This is a genomic window from Phreatobacter aquiterrae (assembly GCF_053471285.1).
The window spans coordinates 222,245-240,253 of the sequence record NZ_JBJPHW010000003.1; the positions used below are offsets into that span (position 1 = coordinate 222,245).

The 18,009-nt window shown below is 69.4% G+C and carries 17 protein-coding genes; 14 read left to right on the plus strand and 3 right to left on the minus strand.

Annotated elements, in window-relative coordinates; translation table 11 throughout:
• Window positions 1-27: 27 nt before the first annotated feature.
• The 9 genes from ACJ4V0_RS06150 (at window position 28) to ACJ4V0_RS06190 (ending at window position 9,279) form a co-directional block, all read left to right on the plus strand.
• Window positions 28-1,182 (plus strand): amino acid ABC transporter permease, encoded by a 1,155-nt coding sequence (locus tag ACJ4V0_RS06150; protein WP_448298681.1) that lies wholly within the window; start codon window positions 28-30, stop codon window positions 1,180-1,182.
• Window positions 1,179-2,261 carry an amino acid ABC transporter permease gene (locus ACJ4V0_RS06155; protein WP_448298682.1) on the plus strand — a complete coding sequence of 361 codons (1,083 nt, stop codon included), beginning with the start codon at window positions 1,179-1,181 and terminating at the stop codon, window positions 2,259-2,261. The genes ACJ4V0_RS06150 and ACJ4V0_RS06155 overlap by 4 nt, the downstream gene beginning before the upstream one ends.
• 83 nt (window positions 2,262-2,344) lie before the next feature.
• Complete coding sequence (locus ACJ4V0_RS06160) at window positions 2,345-3,565, plus strand: CaiB/BaiF CoA transferase family protein (protein WP_448298683.1); 1,221 nt, start codon at window positions 2,345-2,347, stop codon at window positions 3,563-3,565.
• A gap of 289 nt (window positions 3,566-3,854) precedes the next feature.
• Window positions 3,855-4,334 (plus strand): nucleoside deaminase, encoded by a 480-nt coding sequence (locus ACJ4V0_RS06165; protein WP_448298684.1) that lies wholly within the window; start codon window positions 3,855-3,857, stop codon window positions 4,332-4,334.
• Entirely contained in the window at window positions 4,334-5,839 is a 1,506-nt protein-coding gene (locus tag ACJ4V0_RS06170) for an ABC transporter ATP-binding protein (RefSeq protein ID WP_448298685.1), read from the plus strand. Before ACJ4V0_RS06165 ends, ACJ4V0_RS06170 begins: the two co-directional genes overlap by 1 nt.
• A complete protein-coding gene (locus tag ACJ4V0_RS06175) occupies window positions 5,836-6,912 on the plus strand; it encodes an ABC transporter permease (RefSeq protein WP_448298686.1) in 1,077 nt (358 codons plus the stop codon). The genes ACJ4V0_RS06170 and ACJ4V0_RS06175 overlap by 4 nt, the downstream gene beginning before the upstream one ends.
• Window positions 6,912-7,829: an ABC transporter permease gene (locus tag ACJ4V0_RS06180; RefSeq protein WP_448298687.1), complete on the plus strand. Its 918-nt coding sequence runs from the start codon at window positions 6,912-6,914 to the stop codon at window positions 7,827-7,829. Before ACJ4V0_RS06175 ends, ACJ4V0_RS06180 begins: the two co-directional genes overlap by 1 nt.
• Before the next feature lie 118 nt (window positions 7,830-7,947).
• Window positions 7,948-8,340: a hypothetical protein gene (locus ACJ4V0_RS06185; RefSeq protein WP_448298688.1), complete on the plus strand. Its 393-nt coding sequence runs from the start codon at window positions 7,948-7,950 to the stop codon at window positions 8,338-8,340.
• A 258-nt stretch (window positions 8,341-8,598) separates the two neighbouring features.
• The gene (locus ACJ4V0_RS06190; RefSeq protein WP_448298689.1) at window positions 8,599-9,279 is read left to right on the plus strand and encodes a Crp/Fnr family transcriptional regulator; all 681 of its coding nucleotides are present in this window, start codon (window positions 8,599-8,601) and stop codon (window positions 9,277-9,279) included.
• 4 nt (window positions 9,280-9,283) lie between these two features.
• Here the strand turns inward: ACJ4V0_RS06190 and ACJ4V0_RS06195 are convergent, their stop codons facing one another.
• Window positions 9,284-10,561: an adenylate/guanylate cyclase domain-containing protein gene (locus tag ACJ4V0_RS06195; protein ID WP_448298690.1), complete on the minus strand. Its 1,278-nt coding sequence runs from the start codon at window positions 10,559-10,561 to the stop codon at window positions 9,284-9,286.
• Window positions 10,562-10,772: 211 nt separating this feature from the next.
• Here ACJ4V0_RS06195 and hpf point away from each other — a divergent pair, with 211 nt between their 5' ends.
• The 4 genes from hpf (at window position 10,773) to ACJ4V0_RS06215 (ending at window position 13,428) form a co-directional block, all read left to right on the plus strand.
• Complete coding sequence (gene hpf, locus ACJ4V0_RS06200) at window positions 10,773-11,360, plus strand: ribosome hibernation-promoting factor, HPF/YfiA family (protein ID WP_448298691.1); 588 nt, start codon at window positions 10,773-10,775, stop codon at window positions 11,358-11,360.
• An 81-nt stretch (window positions 11,361-11,441) separates the two neighbouring features.
• On the plus strand, window positions 11,442-11,906 hold the full coding sequence (gene ptsN / locus ACJ4V0_RS06205; protein ID WP_448298692.1) for a PTS IIA-like nitrogen regulatory protein PtsN: 465 nt from the start codon (window positions 11,442-11,444) through the stop codon (window positions 11,904-11,906).
• A 115-nt stretch (window positions 11,907-12,021) separates the two neighbouring features.
• Window positions 12,022-12,579 (plus strand): tetratricopeptide repeat protein, encoded by a 558-nt coding sequence (locus ACJ4V0_RS06210; protein ID WP_448298693.1) that lies wholly within the window; start codon window positions 12,022-12,024, stop codon window positions 12,577-12,579.
• A 66-nt stretch (window positions 12,580-12,645) separates the two neighbouring features.
• On the plus strand, window positions 12,646-13,428 hold the full coding sequence (locus ACJ4V0_RS06215; RefSeq protein ID WP_448298694.1) for a hypothetical protein: 783 nt from the start codon (window positions 12,646-12,648) through the stop codon (window positions 13,426-13,428).
• On the opposite strand, the gene mutS is transcribed toward ACJ4V0_RS06215, so the two are convergent.
• Window positions 13,415-16,138: a DNA mismatch repair protein MutS gene (gene mutS / locus ACJ4V0_RS06220; protein WP_448298695.1), complete on the minus strand. Its 2,724-nt coding sequence runs from the start codon at window positions 16,136-16,138 to the stop codon at window positions 13,415-13,417. The genes ACJ4V0_RS06215 and mutS overlap by 14 nt on opposite strands.
• Window positions 16,139-16,231: 93 nt before the next feature.
• Complete coding sequence (locus tag ACJ4V0_RS06225) at window positions 16,232-17,011, minus strand: IclR family transcriptional regulator domain-containing protein (protein WP_448298696.1); 780 nt, start codon at window positions 17,009-17,011, stop codon at window positions 16,232-16,234.
• Between the two features lie 134 nt (window positions 17,012-17,145).
• Here ACJ4V0_RS06225 and ACJ4V0_RS06230 point away from each other — a divergent pair, with 134 nt between their 5' ends.
• Window positions 17,146-18,009: a type 1 glutamine amidotransferase gene (locus ACJ4V0_RS06230; protein WP_448298697.1), complete on the plus strand. Its 864-nt coding sequence runs from the start codon at window positions 17,146-17,148 to the stop codon at window positions 18,007-18,009.

Here is an 18,009-nt window from a genome sequence, read left to right on the forward strand (position 1 = left end):
TCCCTCCCAGCTGCCCGGCCCGGTGACGTGACCCGCTACTTCTACGACAAGCGCGTGCGCGAGATCTTTTGGCAGGCGGCCCTGTTGCTCGGTCTTGCCGGCGCGATCGTCCTCATCGTGCGCAACGCCTCGCAGAACATGGTCAATGCCGGCATGGCCTCCGGCTTCGATTTCCTGTGGCGCACGTCGGGCATCGACGTGTCCTTCGTGCTGACGAACTACACGCCGGCCTCCAACATCCTGGCGCTGCTCTGGGTCGGCGTCGCCAACACTCTCGTCATCACCTTCGTCGCGGTGATCGCGGCGACGCTTCTCGGCTTTGTCGTCGGCATCGCCCGGCTGTCGACCAACAAGCTGCTGTCGGGCCTCGCCGGCGCCTATATCGAGTTCGTCCGCAACATCCCGCTGCTGTTCTTCGTGCTGTTCTGGTATTTCGGCGTCATCGCCGCGCTGCCCGGACCGCGCCAGTCCATCGGCATCTTCTCGGTCGCCTTCCTCAACAATCGCGGCCTGACGATCCCCGTGCCGACCGACGGCTCGGCCTTCCGCATCGCCGCGCTCGTCGTGCTGGCGGGGATGGTGGCACAGGCCGCCATCGCGATCTGGGCGAAGCGCCGGCGCGACGCCACCGGGATCATCTTCCCGGTCTGGGCCACGGGCCTTGCCCTGCTCGTCGCCCTGCCTGCAGCGGCCTTCGGCATCGCCGCGGCCCTGAGCGCCTGGGACGTGCCGGCCCTGCGCGGCTTCAACTTCCGCGGCGGCTTCGTGCTGGTGCCGGAGTTCGTGGCGCTGTTCGCGGCGCTCACCACCTACACCGCCGGCTTCATCGCCGAGATCGTGCGCGGCGGAATCCAGTCCGTGGTGAAGGGCCAGTGGGAGGCCGCCTATGCGCTGGGCCTCAGGCCCAACCGGGCGCTCAGCCTCGTCGTCATCCCGCAGGCCATGCGGGTGATGATCCCGCCGCTGACGAGCCAGTATCTCAACGTCCTGAAGAACTCCTCCTTCGGCGCCGCCATCGCCTTTCCCGAACTCGTCAGCGTCTTCGTCGGCTCGGCGCTGACCAATACCGGACAGGCGATCGAGATCATCGCCATCACGCTGGCGATCTACCTGGCCCTCGGACTTGCCGTGTCCGGCTTCATGAACTGGTACAACGCGAAGACGCGGCTGGTGACGCGATGACAGCCCCCGCCAGCACTCTCGGCGTCATGCCGGTCCGCGCCTCGCTCCTGCGCCGCCTCAAGGCCGACTATTTCTCGACGGCGCTCAACACCCTCGTCTCGCTCGTCTGCATGGCGGCCATCGTCGCCATGGCCGTGCCGATCCTGCGCTGGGCCGTCTGGAACGCCGACATCGCCGGCACGACGCGGGCCGACTGCACCAGCGGCGGCGCCTGCTGGGTCTTCGTCAAGGCCCGCTTCGGCCAGTTCATGTATGGCTTCTATCCGCCGGCCGAACGCTGGCGCGTCAACCTCGCCGGGCTGCTGCTGATCGGAACCGTCCTCGCCTCGTTCTGGCCGGCCCTGCCGCGCCGCGCGCTGACGGTGCCGCTGCTCTGGGCCGCACTCCTCGTCGTCGGCGCCTGGCTGCTGGCCGGCGGCATCGGCCTGCCGCGGGTCGAGACGCGCCAGTGGGGCGGGCTGATGCTGACCGTCTTCCTGTCGATCTATGCCGGCGTGCTGGCCGTTCCCCTCGGCATCCTCCTGGCCCTCGGCCGCCAGTCCGAGCTTCCGGTCATCAGGCTCGTCGCGACCATCTTCATCGAGTTCTGGCGCGGCGTGCCTATCATCACGGTGATCTTCCTCGCCTCGCTCCTGCTGCCGCTGGTCATGCCGGCGGGCTGGGATGTCGACCGGCTCATTCGCGCCCTGGTGGGCCTTGCCTTCGTCATCGCCGCCTACATGGCCGAAGCCGTGCGCGGCGGCCTGCAGGCCATCCCCAAGGGCCAGTGGGAGGCCGCGGCGGCGCAGGGGCTCGGCTACTGGCAGACCACGGGCCTCATCGTCCTGCCGCAGGCGCTGCGCATCTCCATGCCGGCCATGACCAACGAGTTCATCGCCCTGGTGAAGAACACCTCGCTCGTCTCCATCGTCTCGATCTTCGACCTGCTCGGCATCGCCCAGGCCTCGCTCGCCGATCCCGCCTGGGTCGGCATGAACATGGAGGCCTATGCCTTTGCCGGCATGATCTACTGGATCATCTGCTTTGGCCTGTCGCGCTGGTCGCGGCACCTGGAAACCAGCCGCAAGACGACGCACTGACGGCACGGGTGCCCTGCCGGTCGCACATTGCCCGACGGCCCGGTCGCGGCTAGGTCTCCGGCATCGCCGCGAGAGACCCTGCCATGACCGCTTCAACCGAACCTGCGACCGCCGGCCCCCTCTCGGACATCCGGGTGATCGAGCTCGGCTCCTTCATCGCCGGGCCCTATTGCGGCCAGCTCCTCGCCGACATGGGCGCCGATCTCGTGAAGTTCGAGGACCCCGGCAAGGGCGACCCGATGCGGCAGTGGGGCTTTGCCAAGAAGGACGGCGCCTCCGTCTGGTGGCCGGTCATCGGCCGCAACAAGAAGAGCGTCACCATCGACCTCAGGAAGAGCCAGGGGCAGGACATCCTGCGCCGGCTCCTGAAGGATGCCGACGTGCTGCTGGAGAACTTCCGGCCCGGCACGCTGGAGAAATGGGGCCTGACCGTCGAGGCGCTGCACGCCATCAATCCGAAGCTGATCATCGCCCGCGTCTCGGGCTACGGCCAGTACGGCCCCTATGCCGAGAAGGCTGGCTTCGCCGCCGTCGCCGAAGCTATGGGCGGCATGCGCACCATCAACGGCTATCCGGACCGGCTGCCGACCCGAACGGGCCTGTCCATCGGCGACACGCTGGCCGGCATCTACACCGCCTTCGGCATTCTCGCGGCGCTCCACCAGCGCACGCGCGACGGACGGGGGCAGGTGATCGACGTCGGCCTCACCGATGCGATCCTTGCCTCCATCGAGGGGGTGATCTCGGAATATTCGGTGACGGGCCATGTGCGCGGCCGCACCGGACTGACGTCGCCGGGCTTTGCCCCCTCCAACATCTATCCGACCCTCGACGGGCACCACATCGTCATCGGCGCCAATGCCGACACGATCTGCAAGCGGCTGTTCGCCGTCATGGGCATGGATTTCCTCATGGACGACCCGCGCTTCTCGACCCACGGCGCGCGCGGCCATCCGGACAACCAGACCGAGATTGACCGCATCATCGGCGACTGGACGAGCACGAAGCCGCGCGACGAACTGCTCGCGCTTCTCGACGGCGCCTCGGTTCCGGCGGGCGGCGTCAACGACGCGGCGGCTGTGGCCGCCGATCCGCATTTCCGCGCCCGCGACATGGTGATGGAGGTCGACACCCCGGACTTCGGCCGCATGCTGATGCAGGGCATCGTGCCGAAGCTCACCCGCACCCCCGGCGCCATCCGCTGGACGGGGGCAAGGCTCGGCGAGCATACGGAGGACGTGCTGAAGGCGGCCGGCTATTCGGAGGCCGAGATCGCCGCGATGCGCGAGGGCGGGGTGCTCTGAAAGGGCAGGCTGGCGGGCGCGGAGGCACGCCTTCCGGGTTGATTTCGGCTGCAGCAGCCAAGTGCGTCCTTCGAGGCTCGCTGTGCTCGCACCTCAGGATGAGGAAGGAAGCGCTTTGCAATACCGCTGTCCCGTCGAGAGGGCCGATGCCGGTCTCCACCGCCCTCATCCCGAGGTGCGAGCCTGCAAGGCGAGCCTCGAAGGACGCACTTCACGCTGTGCAGGGCTCCAACGCACTCAAACGATCCCACGAATTGACTTCGCTCCGCCGCCCGCGTGAGATCGCGTCATGAGCGCCGATCTCGACAGCCTGTTCATCGCCCGCACAGTCGTCCTGTCGCGAACCCACATGCAGGCCGGCCACGGCGGACCCTTCGGCGCCGTCGTCGTGATGGACGGCAAGGTGGTGGCCGAGGGCTGGAACCAGGTCACCTCCACCAACGACCCGACCGCCCATGCCGAGGTCGTCGCCATCCGCCGCGCCTGCACGGCGCTGAACCGCTTCGACCTCAGGGGCGCGACGCTCTATTCGAGCTGCGAGCCCTGCCCCATGTGCCTCTCCTCGGCGCTCTGGGCCCGGCTCGACCGCATCGTCTATGCCAATACCCGCGAAGACGCGGCCGCCATCGGCTTCGACGACGCGCCCTTCTACGAGGAGATGAAGCGCGCCCCGGCCATCACCATGGCGCGGATGGACCACCAGCCTTCCGCGGAGGCGCGCGGCGTCTTCCTTGAATGGGCCGCCAAGTGTGACAAGGTCGTCTATTGATGGCGCCGCTGCTGGAGGCGCGGGGCATCGTCCGGCGCTTCGGCGCGCTTCTTGCCAACGACCATGTCGACCTCTCCGTCGCCCCCGCCGAGATCCATGCCCTGCTGGGCGAGAACGGCGCCGGCAAGTCGACGCTTGTGAAGATCCTCTACGGCCTGCTGCAACCCTCGGAGGGCAGCATCGCCTGGGAGGGCCGGCCGGTCACCATCGCCAGCCCGGCCGAGGCCCGGCGGCTCGGCATCGGCATGGTGTTCCAGCATTTCTCGCTGTTCGAGGCACTGACAGTGGCCGAGAACGTCGCCCTGTCGCTGCCCGCGGGCACGCCCATGGCGGCCATCGAACAGGACGTTGCGCGCCTGTCGCGCGCCTATGGACTGCCGCTGGAGCCAAAGCGCGAGGTGTGGCGGCTGTCGGTCGGCGAGCGGCAGCGCATTGAGATCGTCCGCGCCCTGCTGCAGAACCCGAAGCTGCTCATCCTCGACGAGCCGACTTCGGTGCTGACCCCGCAGGAGGCGGACCGTCTGTTCATCACGCTCGAGACGCTGAAGGCGGAAGGCCGCAGCATCCTCTACATCTCGCACAAGCTGGACGAGGTGCGCCGGCTCTGCGACCGGGCCACCATCCTGCGCCTCGGCAAGGTGGTAGCGGCCGCCAGTCCCCGCGCGGAGACGGCGGCGAGCCTTGCCCGCCTCATGGTCGGCACGGAGGTGAAGGAGGTGCGCGCCAAGGCCCACGTGACCGGCCCCGACCGGCTGGTGGTGCGGGGCCTGTCGCTGGCCTCGGCCGACACCCACGGCACGACGTTGAAGGACATCGCGCTGACCGTGCGCTCCGGCGAGATCGTCGGCATCGCCGGGATCGCCGGCAACGGCCAGGACGAGCTCTTCGCCGCCCTGTCGGGGGAACAGGCGAGCGCCCCCGAGGCTGTGACCATCGACGGCCGCCCGGTCGGCGGGCTCGGCATCACCGCCCGCCGCAGGATGGGCGCCGCCTTCGTGCCGGAGAAGCGGCTCGGCCATGCCTGCGCCCCGCGCTTCGCGTTGACCGAGAACACCCTACTCTCGGGCCATGCGACGAACGGCTTCCTCCGGCGCGGACTGATCGACGGCGCCGCCGTCTCGGCCTGGGTCCGGCGGGTCGTGAAGGCCTTCGACGTCAGGATGAGCGGCGAGAACCCGGAGGCGCAGGCGCTGTCCGGCGGCAACCTCCAGAAATTCGTGATCGGACGCGAGATTCTGCGCGACCCCTCGCTGCTGGTCGTTGCGCAGCCGACCTGGGGCGTGGATGCCGCGGCCGCGGCGACCATCCGACAGGCCCTGATCGACCTTGCGGCGCGCGGGGCTGGGGTCCTCGCCATCAGCCAGGACCTCGACGAGCTTTTCGCACTCGCCGACCGGCTCACCGTCATCTCCGAAGGGCGGCTCAGCGCGGCGAAGCCGACCGCCGACCTCGACAGGGAGACCGTCGGCCTGATGATGGGCGGCATCCACGGGGCGCTCGCATGAGGCTCATCCTCGAACGCCGCGACGAACGCCCGGCCTGGCTCTCGCTCGCCTCGCCTCTGGCGGCGGTGGCGCTGACGCTGGTTGCCGGCGCCATCCTCTTCGCCCTGCTCGGCAAGAACCCGCTTGCGGCGCTGAAGGTGTTCTTCATCGACCCCTTGAGCGACGGATGGGCATTGCAGGAGCTCGCCGTCAAGGCGACGCCGCTGGTCCTGATCTCCGTCGGCCTGACGCTCTGCTACCGCGCCAACACCTGGAACATCGGCGCCGAGGGCCAGCTCGTCATGGGCGCCGTCTTCGGCTCCTGGCTGGCGCTCGCCACCCACGGCACACCGAACGGCCCCTGGGTGCTGCCGGCCATGCTCGCCCTCGGCGTTCTCGGCGGCATGGCCTGGGCGCTGATCCCGGCGCTTCTCAAGGCGCGGCTCGGGGTCAACGAGATCCTGACCAGCCTGATGCTGGTCTATGTCGCCGAACTCGTGCTCGACTATCTGGTGCGCGGACGCTGGCGCGACCCCAAGGGTTTCAACTTCCCGCAGTCGGTGAATTTCGAGCCGGAAGCCACCATGCCACTGCTCTTCGAGGCCGGCCGCATGCATGCCGGCTTCCTGATCGCCGTGGCGGTGGCGCTTGTCGCAGCGCTGATGATGGCGCGCACGCTCAAGGGCTTCGAGATCCGCCTCGTCGGCGAGGCGCCGCGCGCCGCCCGTTTTGCCGGCTTCGACCCCGCGAAGACGACACTCTTCGTCTTCGCCGTGTCGGGCGGGCTCGCCGGGCTGGCCGGCATCATCGAGGTTGCGGGACCAATCGGCCAGCTCCAGCCCTCCATCTCGCCCGGCTACGGCTTCACCGCCATCATCGTCGCCTTCCTCGGCCGTCTGAACCCGCTCGGCGCGCTGGTCGCCGCCCTCTTCCTCGCGCTCACCTTCATCGGCGGCGAGAACGCGCAGATCGCCATGCGCATTCCCCTCGACGTGACCCGCGTCTTCCAGGGGCTCCTGCTCTTCTTTGTGCTCGGCTGCGACACGTTCCTTCTCTACCGGCTGCGCCTCGTGTCCTCCGCGAGGGCTGCCTGATGGGCATGACCGAGGCGATCCTCCTCACCATCATTACCGCCGCGACGCCGCTGCTCATCGCCGCCCTCGGCGAACTCGTGGTCGAGCGCGCGGGCGTCCTGAACCTCGGCGTCGAGGGCATGATGATCGTCGGAGCCGCCACCGGCTTTGCCGCTGCCGTTCTCACCGGCTCGACGCTGGTCGGCGTCCTCGCCGGCATCGCGGCGGGCATGATCCTCGCCGCCGTCTTTGCCGTGCTTGCCCTCGGACTGGCCGCCAACCAGGTGGCGACGGGCCTTGCCCTGACCATCCTCGGCATCGGCGTCTCCGGCCTGATCGGTCGCGATTTCGTCGGCGCCCGGCGCGACCCGATGGCGAAGATCGTCGTGCCCTGGCTCTCCGACCTGCCGATCGTGGGCAAGGTCGTCTTCGCCCAGGATCCGGTCGTCTATGCCTCGGTGCTTCTTGCCGTCGGCGTCTGGTGGTTTCTGTGGAAGAGCCGCGCCGGGCTGGTGCTCCGGGCTGTCGGGGAGAGCCATGCCTCAGCCCATGCGCTCGGCTATCCGGTGCTGAGGATCCGCTTCCTCGCCGTGCTGTTCGGCGGCGGTTGCGCCGGCCTTGCAGGAGCCTATCTGTCGCTCGCCTATACGCCCTTCTGGTCGCCCGGCATGACGGCCGGGCGCGGCTGGATCGCGCTCGCCATCGTCGTCTTCGCGAGCTGGCTGCCGCTGAGGGCCGTCATCGGCGCCTATCTCTTCGGCGGGGTCACGGTGCTGCAACTCCACGCCCAAGCGCGCGGCTGGGGCGTCCCCAGCCAGGCCATGTCGGCACTGCCCTATGTCGCGACCATCCTCGTCCTGGTCGCCATCAGCCTGGGGCGTCGGGGCGGCAGTCAGACGCCTGCCGCACTCGGAACGCCCTTCGTTCCCGACCGCTGACGCCCGCTGCCGGCAAACGTCCGAAGCGTGACGGCGATCACATCACGGCACCCTCTCTCCTGCGACTGTCCGATCACCGAAAGCAATCGGGCTTCGGCCAAACCACCAGGAGAGTTTCATGACCAGCACGCGCACCAGGATCCTCGCCGCCGCCGCCCTCGCCATCGTCGGCACCGTCGGCTTCGCCATGACCGAGGTCGAGGCCCGTGGCGGGCGAGGCGGAGGCGGCGGCTTCCACGGCGGAGGCGGAGGCGGCGGCTTCCACGGCGGAGGCGGCGGCGGCGGTTTCCGCGGCGGCGGCATGGGCGGCTTCCGCGGCGGCTTCCACGGCCATCGCGGCTTCCATCGCCACGGCGGGTTCCACCGCCCCTGGCACCACGGTCACCGCCACTGGCGTCACCGCCACTTCGGCTACGGCGTCGCGATCGGCGCGCCGATCGTCGCCTGCGGCTGGGTTCGCCAGTTCGACCCGGCCTACGGCATCTACCGGCGCGTTCAGGTCTGCAACTGACCGCCAGACATGACGGCAGGCGGTGGGCGAGGCCCTCCGCCTGCCCTTTCGCTCGCAGGACCTTTCCAGGACCTGCTCCCTCCGGCTCCGGAGGGGCGCCCGGCTCCGCCGCCCGCGGCATGGCACCTGCCGCATCATGGCGCGACGGTTGCCGCCGGGATCTGACGCCCTCCGGTCCGCGGCGTGGGTGGCCATCCGGCCGCCCACGCTCGCCGCGCCGGCCCTTGCCACGGGCGAACCACGCTGTAGCCTCGCGGCATGAAACCGGAACCGCCCCGACGACCCGAGTTCTTCTCGGCCCTGCCGGCCGATGTCACGGCCCGGCTCGTCGCCCGCGCGACGCCGGTGAAGCTCAATCCCGACCAGACGCTGTTTATCGCCGGCGACCCCGGCGACGGCTGCTACATGATCGACGAGGGCATTCTCAAGGTGGAGATGGCGTCGGAATCGGGGATCAACCGCATCCTCGCCATCCTGCGGCCCGGCACGGTGGTCGGGGAACTCTCGCTCATCGACGGCCGGCCGCGCTCGGCCTCCGTCGCGGCGCTGAGGGCCTCCAGGCTGCGCTTCATCTCGCGCGCCGTCTTCGACGACCTCGTGGCGGGTGATCTCGCCAGCATGCGGATGGTGGCGGCCCTGCTCGCCGGCCGCCTGCGTGACACCAATCTGGCGCTCGCCAGCTCCAATTTCATGCCGGTGAAGGGCCGCGTTGCGGTTGCCCTGGTGGCCCTTGCGGAAGGTTTCGGCCAGCCGGTGGGGCCGGGGCGGACGCTCATCAAGGTCAAACTGAGCCAGAGCGACATCGCGGCCATGGCCGGTGTGTCACGCGAGACCGCGAGCCGCGTTCTCAACGACTGGCTGCGCAAGGGCGATGTCAGCCGGCTGGCTGGCTACTACTGCATCGAGCGTCCGGCTGCGATCGAGCAGGCCGCCGGATAAGGCGTCACGCCGCCGGGCCGAGAAGAAACGCGGTCCGGATCGGGCCGATGCCCTTGGCCTCGACCAGACCACGGTCCTCGAACAGGAAGGCCTCGCCCGCGGCGCTGCGGAACGCCTCGCTCACATGGATGCGACCGGGCGACCCGGTCGATTCCATGCGCGATGCCGTGTTCACGGCATCGCCCCACAGGTCGTAGCCCATGCGCGAGCGCCCGATGACGCCGGCGGTGGCGGAGCCGCGGTGGATGCCGACGCGCAGCGCCAGCCGCCGGCCGCCGAGCGGCGGATGCACCTCGAGGCGCGCGATCATGGCGAGGGCGAAGCGCCCCATGCGCAGCGTCGCATCGCCGCGCTTCTCGCCGATGCCCGACGCGGCCATGTAGCTGTCGCCGATCGTCTTGATCTTCTCGATGCCCTCGGCCTCGCAGGCCTCGTCCCAGGCCCGCGCCAGCCCGTCGAGCCAGGCGACGACATCCTCCGGCGGCTGGTCATGCGCCGCCTCGCTGAAGCCGACGAGGTCCGCGAACAGGATGGTGACGTCGTCAAGCCGGTCGGCGATGGGTCGCTCCGGATCGCCCTTCAGTCGCTCGGCGATCGGCTTCGGCATGAGGATGGAGAGCAGCGAGTCCGAGCGGCCGAGCGCCTGCTTGAGATCGGCCTCGGCGCGACGGAGGACCGTCAGCGCGTAGAAGATCAGCACGCCGTTGACCAGCATCGCATTGATCATGGCGTGGCTGGCCAGCGACCGGCGGATGACCGTGTCGCCGCGCACCACGAACCCCTCGGCTGGAAACAGATAGAGGGTCGCCAGCAGGGCGCCCGCGGCGGCGACCACGAAGGGCAGCCATATGCGCCGGTTCTCCACACCGACCAGCAGCATGATGCCGGCGGGCATGAACGTGAAATAGACCTGCAGGCTGCTGTCCCGCCCCATCATGACGGCCACGAAGGTGTTGCCGAGGGTGATCAGCGCCAGGAGCGCCATGGCGCCGGCATGCGGGCCGCGGCGGTGCAGCCGCGGAACGCCCATCACCGCCAGCACCACCAGCGCATTGTAGATGTGAATGACCATCATGCCCGTGAGGTCGTGGAGGGCATTCGACACGAGATGCGAGCCGGCATTGGCCATGGTCGCGTAGGTCGCCACATTGGTCAGTCGCTGGCGGCGCGCCACCTCCGGGTCATGCGTGACAACACCCCACGAGAGGGCGCGATCCAGCCAGACCGGCAGCGCGAACCGGCTCCCGGAGGACTTTTCGAACAGCTCCCTGTCGCGTGTCATCCAGCGGCGCCTCCGTCGAGGATTGCGGTCACCCGGTGCGGCCCTCCAGCGGTGCCCGACATCGGTTGCCGACGCAAGTGCAGCATGGGAAGGACCGGTGGTCGCATTGACTTGTCCCCATGCAGTCCTTACCCCATGGAGCATAAGAAGACGGCTTCGGAGCCCCGCCATTCGGCGGTGCTGAACACGAACAGAACATCGGAGGAGCCCCATGGCTCTGCGCATTTCCGGCAAGAACCTCGACATCGGCGAGGCTTTGCGCGAACGGATCGCAGGACGTGTCGGAGACGCATCACAGCGATATCTGGACGGGCGGGTATCCGGTCACGTGACCGTCGAGAAGGAAGCCCACGGCTTCCGCACCATCGCCGCCCTGCATCTGCCCACCGGAGCGACTCTTCAGGCCGAGGCCTTCGCGGCCGATGCCTATGTCGCGTGCGACCTTGGCGTCGACAAGATCGAGAAGCGGCTGAGGCGCTATGCGCGCCGGCTCAAGGACAAGTCCGGGCACCACACCCAGCAGATCGGCGTCGAGACGCCCTATGTGGTCATCGAATCGCCGCGGGAAACGCCGGACGACGAGGCGGAGGGCGCCTTCGAGCCGGTCATCATCGCCGAGCAGACCACGTCGCTGAAGCGCATGACGGTCGCCGACGCGGTTCTGGAACTGGATGTAACGGGCGCTTCCGCTCTGGTCTTCCTCCATGCTGTTCACGGCCGCGTGAATGTGGTTTACAGGCGCGCCGATGGCCATGTGGGCTGGATCGATCCGCCAGCCGTGTCGAATGGCTCCGCCTGAACCCGTCATGGCACCGTCATTGCATGGAGATTAGTGGCGGACCTGACGAATCGGACCGCACCTTTTTCGAGAAGCCAGCCCATGCCGCTTCCTGACATCATTGCCGAAGGCGCGATCATCCCCGCCCTGCGGGCGGAATCGAAAAAGCACCTGCTCCAGGAAATCGCCGCCCATGCCGGCCAGTTGACCGGCCGCCCGGCGCAGGAGATCTTCCACACCCTCGTGGAGCGCGAGAACCTCGGTTCGACCGGCGCCGGCGGCGGCATCGCCATCCCGCATGGCAAGCTGCCGAAACTGCAGCGCGTGGTCGGCCTCTTCGCGCGGCTGGAACGGCCCGTCGACTTCGATTCCATCGATGGCCAGCCGGTCGATCTCGTCTTCGTGCTGCTCGCGCCGGAGGGCGCCGGCGCCGACCACCTGAAGGCCCTCTCCCGCATCGCCCGGCTGACCCGCGATCCCGCCAACGCGCAGAAGCTCAGGGCCGCCCGTGACGAGGCCACGCTGCGTGGCCTTCTGGCGCAGTCGCCGACCACCCACGCCGCCTGAGGCGGCGGCAACGATCCGCCGCAATTCGCCGCCAGGCTGCTGATGTCTTGCCCTTCGCGGATGCCGGGGTAAGCTGGTTCCCATCCGGTTTCCGCCGGGACAAGGTGGAGTTGTCGTGTCCGAGAGGATCGCCTTCGACGAATGCCTGCAACTCGTGCTGAAGCTCGACGCCATGAAGCCGGCGCCGGGCCAGCCGAAGCGCCTCGACGCGCTGTTCCGCGATCTGGCGCGGTTCCGGCCGCAGCAGCCGGCCTATGAGCTGCAGGACCTGATCTGGGCCGTGTGGACCAATCACGAGGACGATTATGCCGACGAGGCGATGGAGCAGGCGATCAACGCCATCGCCCTGAAGGACTACGACGTCGCGCAACTGGTGCTCGACGCGCTGGTCGATGCCCGCCCCGAATGGTCCGAGGCCTGGAACAAGCGCGCTACGCTGCATTTCATCCGCGGCGACGACGCCCGCGCGGTGCGTGACGTCATGGAAACCCTGACCCGCGAGCCGCGGCATTTCGGCGCGTTGTCGGGCTTTGCCCAGATCTGCCTGAAGCACGGCCGCGAGACCGAGGCCCTGATCGCCTTCGAGGCGGCGCTGGCCTTCAATCCGCATCTGGAGGGCGTCGCCGCCCTCGTCGCGGAGATGCACGCCAATGGCGGGCGGGTCCTGCACTGAGACGGCTGCCTGCAAACGCACGAAACGGGTAGAGCCTCGGACCCATCCCCGCCGGCGCCCGCATCCGTGTTCATCGTCTCTCTCATCCTCAAGGCTCTGACGACGGCGATCATCGTGGTCGCAGCATCGCTGGTCGCCGAGCGGACCCGGCCGTTCATCGCAGCCCTGGTTCTCGCGCTCCCGGTGTCGACGGGTCCGGCCTATGTGCTCCTCGCCCTCGACCATGACGCGGCCTTCATCGCGCAGGCAGCCCTGTCGAGCCTTGCCGGCAATGTCGCCATCGTGCCGGCAGCGCTCGCCTATGCGTTCCTCGCCCGCCGCGGCGCCGGCCTCGTCGCCGCCTATGCCGGCATGGTCGCCGCCTGGCTCGCCGCCGTGCTGGCGGTCAGGGCCTTCGACTGGACCATCGCCTCGGCTCTCGTCCTCAACCTCGTCGTCTTCGCCGCCGCCGGCGCGCTGACATGGTCCTGGCGCAGGGGCGACCGGCCGCCGCCGGTTCGGCGGCGGTGGTACGACGTGCCGCTGCGCGCCGCCATCGTCGTCTCCGTCGTGGTCGGCGTCATCCTGGTCTCCGAGCGCGTCGGGCCGGCCGCCACTGGCATCGTGGCCCTTTTTCCGGCGAGCTTTTCGAGCTTCATCCTGCTGATGCACCGGCGCCTCGGCGGCCCCGCGGTGGCCGCCGCCTTCATCAACGGCATGACCATGATCTTCGGCTTCACCGGCTACCTGCTCGTCATGCACCTCTTCGCCCTGCAGGGCCGGGTGTGGACCGGCATGATCCTCGGCCTTGCCATTCCCCTGTGCTGGTCGGCGCTGCTGCTGGCGCTGAACCGGATCAGGGCGTCCTGACGCGTTTCGCCTTCAGCGCATAGAGCGCCTCGTGCGCCTCGCGCGGCGTCATGTCGTCAGGGTCCATGCCATCGAGAAGGTCGAGGGCCGGATCGGGCGGGAGCGGCGCGGCGGCGGGACGCGGCGCGACTGCGAAGAGCGGCAGGTCGTCAACCATCCGCCGCGTCGGCGCGGACCGGTCGGTCGCCTCGAGCTCGGCAAGGACCTGCTTGGCGCGCTCGACGACGGTGGCGGGAAGCCCGGCCAGCTTCGCAACCTGGATGCCGTAGGAGCGGTCGGCGGCGCCCTCCGTCACCTCATGCAGGAAGATGACGTCGCCGCGCCATTCCTTCACCCGCATCGTCGCGTTGGAGAGCCGCTCCAGCCGGCGCGACAGCACGGTGAGCTCGTGGAAATGGGTGGCGAACAGCGCCCGGCAGCGGTTGGTCTCGTGCAGGTGCTCCACCGCAGCCCAGGCGATCGACAGGCCGTCGAAGGTCGCCGTGCCGCGGCCGATCTCGTCGAGGATGACCAGTGCGCGCGGCCCCGACTGGTTGAGGATCGCCGCCGTCTCGACCATCTCGACCATGAAGGTGGACCGGCCGCGGGCGAGGTCATCCGCAGCGCCGACCCGCGAGAACAGCCGGTCGACGATGCCGATATGGGCGGCGGCGGCCGGTACGAAGGCCCCCGACTGGGCGAGGACGGCGACGAGCGCGTTCTGCCGGAGGAAGGTCGACTTGCCGGCCATGTTGGGACCGGTGACGAGCCAGATGCGGCCGCGCGGATCCGTGCCCTTGCCGTCCGAGCCCGACAGGTCGCAATCATTGGCGACGAAGGGCGTGCGGCCGCGGATCGCCTGTTCCACGACGGGATGGCGCGCCTGCCGGATGGCGAAGGCGAGCGAAGTGTCGACCAGCGGCCGGCAATAGGCCTCCTCCGCCGCAAGGGTGGCGTTGGAAGCCGCGACGTCGAGCACGGCGACCGCATGGGCCGCGGTGCGGATGTCCTCCGCCCGCTCCAGAACCCGGCGGGTCAGGTCGGCGAAGACTTCCAGTTCCAGACCCAGCGCCCGGTCGGCGGCGCCAGCGATCTTCGCCTCGAGCTGGCCGAGCTCGGTGGTCGAGAAGCGCATGGCCCCGGCCATGGTCTGGCGGTGGATGAAGGTCTCGTTCAGGGGCGCCTTCAGGAAGGTCTCGCCATGCTGCTGCGCCACTTCGACGAAATAGCCGAGCACGTTGTTGTGCTTGACCTTCAGCGCCCGGATGCCGGTCTCCTCTGCATAACGGGTCTGGAGCGATGCGATGACGCGGCGGCTCTCGTCGCGCAAGGCCCGCGTCTCGTCGAGGCTTGCGAGGAAGCCGGAGCGCACGAAGCCGCCGTCGCGCTTCATCAGCGGCAGGTCGTCGGCGAGCGCCGCGGCGAGATGAGCCGGCAGCGCATCATCCGGACAGGAGAGCCCGACGGCGGCATCGGCGAGTTCGCCTGAGCCGAGGTCGCCGATGAGGGCCGCAAGACTCGCCGCTGCGACGAGGCCCTGGCCGATGGCCGCGAGATCGCGCGGCCCGCCGCGATCCATGGCGATGCGGGTGAGCGCCCGCGCCATGTCGGGCGCGTTCTGCAGCCGCGACCGCACCTCGGCCCGCAACGCCGGCGCCTCGACCAGCGCCTCGACCGCATCGAGCCTGACGGAGACCGCCGCCGGATCGGTCAGCGGGCTGGCGAGCCGCGCCGCCAGCAGGCGTGCGCCGGCCGCCGTCACCGTGCGGTCGATGGCGGAGAGCAGCGAGCCCTGCCGCTCGCCGCCGAGCGTGCGGACGAGCTCAAGATTGGCGCGCGTCGCGGCATCGATGAGCATCGCCGCACCCGCCGGCTCGTGGACCGGCGGCGACAGGGGCGCGCGGGTGGCGATCTGCGTGCGCTCGACATAGGTCGTGACGGCCGCCGCCGCAGTCAGTTCCAGCCGCGAGAAGGCGCCGAAGCCGTCCAGCGTGCCGACGTTGAAATAGGCGGAGAGTCGACGCTCGGCAATCGCCCCGTCGAAGACGTCGCGCGGCGTCGGCGATACGGCCTTGAATCCGCGCCAGAGTTCGGCGAGGGCGGGTTCGGCATAGAGCGCGTCGGAGACAACGATCTCGCGCGGATCGATGCGGGCGATGTCGGCGGCGAGGCGACCGCCATCGGTCTCGGCGACGCGGAACTCACCGGTCGAGATGTCGACCCAGGCGAGGCCATAGGCATCGGCCATGCCGGCCGCGGAGGTCCTGGCGCGGGCGACCGCGAGCAGGAAGTTGCTGCGGCGGGGCTCCAGCAGCGAATCCTCGGTCAGGGTGCCCGGCGTGACGAGACGGACGACGTCGCGCTTCACCACCGACTTCGCGCCGCGCTTCTTCGCCTCCGCCGGGTCCTCGATCTGCTCGCAGACCGCCACCTTGAAGCCGAGCTGGATGAGGCGCTGGAGATAGTCGTCCGCCGCATGGACCGGCACGCCGGCCATGGGAATGTCCTCGCCGAGATGCTTGCCGCGCTTGGTCAGCGCGATGCCGAGCGCCCGCGAGGCCTGCACGGCATCGTCGAAGAACAGTTCGTAGAAATCGCCCATCCGGTAGAACAGCAGCGAGTCCGGATTGGCTGTCTTGATCTCGATATACTGCTCCATCAGCGGCGTGACGCGGCTGTCCGCCTCGGCGGGCGGGGTCACGGCGGGCTGGGGTTTCGCGGCGTCGAGCATCGGCGGCGACGCTCGCAGGTGAGGGCGGGGATTTCAACCGGAAGTCCCGCACAGCCCACAGGCTTCGCCTGGCGGGGACTTGCAGGCGGTTTCTCACAGGATGCGGGCGAGATCCGCCTGAACGGCCTTCAGCTTCGGCAAGAGCCCGGCCCGCAGCAGGTCCGGCGGAAAGCGGGCGGCCTGGGTGCCGACATTGATGGCGGCGAGGGTCCGGCCGGCGCGGTCGACCACCGGCACGGCGATGGAGGTCAGACCCACCTCCAACTCCTGGTCGATGATGGCGTGGCCGTCCGCGCGGGCCGCGGCGATCAGCGCCATGATGGCCCCGGCATCGGTCACGGTGCGGGCGGTGAGCGCCCGACGGTCGGAAGCCTCGACGCGCCGGCGCGCCTCGTCCTCGGGAAGGGCGGCAAGCAGGACGCGCCCCATGGAGGTGCAGGTGGCCGGCAGGCGCGCGCCGATGGCGAGGCCCACCGACATGATCCGTTTGGTGGCGGCCCGCGCCACATAGACGATCTCGCGGCCGTCGAGGATCGAGGCCGACGAGCTCTCGCCGATCTCCTCGCTCAGCCGCTCCAGCGCGCTCTGGAGCACCGCAGTGAGCGGCGTCGACGACAGATAGGCATAGCCAAGCCTCAGGACGCGCGGCGTTAGCGTGAAGAAGCGCCCGTCCGTCTCCGCATAGCCGATGCGGGCGAGGGTGATGAGGCAGCGCCGGGCGGTGGCGCGCGTCAGGCCGGTCATGCGGGCGACGTCGGCGATCGTCAGCCGCGGGTGGCCGCCGTCGAAACAGGCGATGACGGCGAGGCCCTTCTCAAGGCCGAGCATGTGATCGCGGTCGATCTGGCGAAAGGGAGGGGCCGGCTGGTCCACGATGGCTCATATGTCTGTGCGTTCACCGCACAATGTTCCTTTGGCGCATCGCCGGCAATGGGTTCGCCCCATTTTCCTCGGCGCCGCGATATGCCATCTGAGGACCTGTTCCATTCCCGCGCTGCAGGCCTTTCATGTCCCTCCGCATCCTCGTCGTCGAAGGCAATACCGCCGCAGACCGCACCCGACATGCCGCGAGCCGCGGCGCGACCCCATCACAGGCCTATGCCGACGTTCTCAAGGCGCTGGCGCCAGATGCGGTCGTCGACATCTGCTTTCCCGCCGATGCCGGCGCCAATCTCCCCGATGCCGGCGGGCTCGAGAGTTATGACGGCGTGGCGCTGACCGGCTCCTCGCTCAACATCTACGACATGACGCCGGAGATCCGCGCGCAGATCGACCTTGCCCGGCAGGTCTTCGCCTCGGGAACGCCGGTGTTCGGCTCCTGCTGGGGGCTTCAGGTCCTCACAACGGCAGCCGGCGGGGTCGTCCGCCGCAACCCCAAGGGCCGCGAGATGGGCTTCGCCCGCAGGATCATGCCCACCGAAACCGGCCGCGCCCATCCCATGCTGGCCGGCCGGCCGATCGTCTTCGACGCACCCGCCGTCCACCAGGACGAGGTGGAGACGATGGCGCCGGGCACCACCCTGCTCGCCTCCAATGGCATGAGCGAGGTGCAGGCGGTGGAGATCCGTGTCGGCGAGGCGGTCGCCTGGGCCGTGCAATATCACCCGGAGTTCTCGCTCGCCGAGGTCGCCGCCATCGGCGGCGCCATCGGCCCGCGCCTGGTGGAGGAAGGCTTCTTCGAGGACATGGACGCGCTCGCACGCTGGCGCGCCGACCTCGACACGCTGGACGCCGATCCCGCGCACGCGCCGGCCGCCTGGCGCCATGGGCTCGACGCGGAACTGCTCGACACCGGCCGCCGGCGCACGGAAATCGCCAACTGGCTCTCGGCGATGGTGCGGCCATCGAAGAGCCGGCGCGGGCGGGGCTGA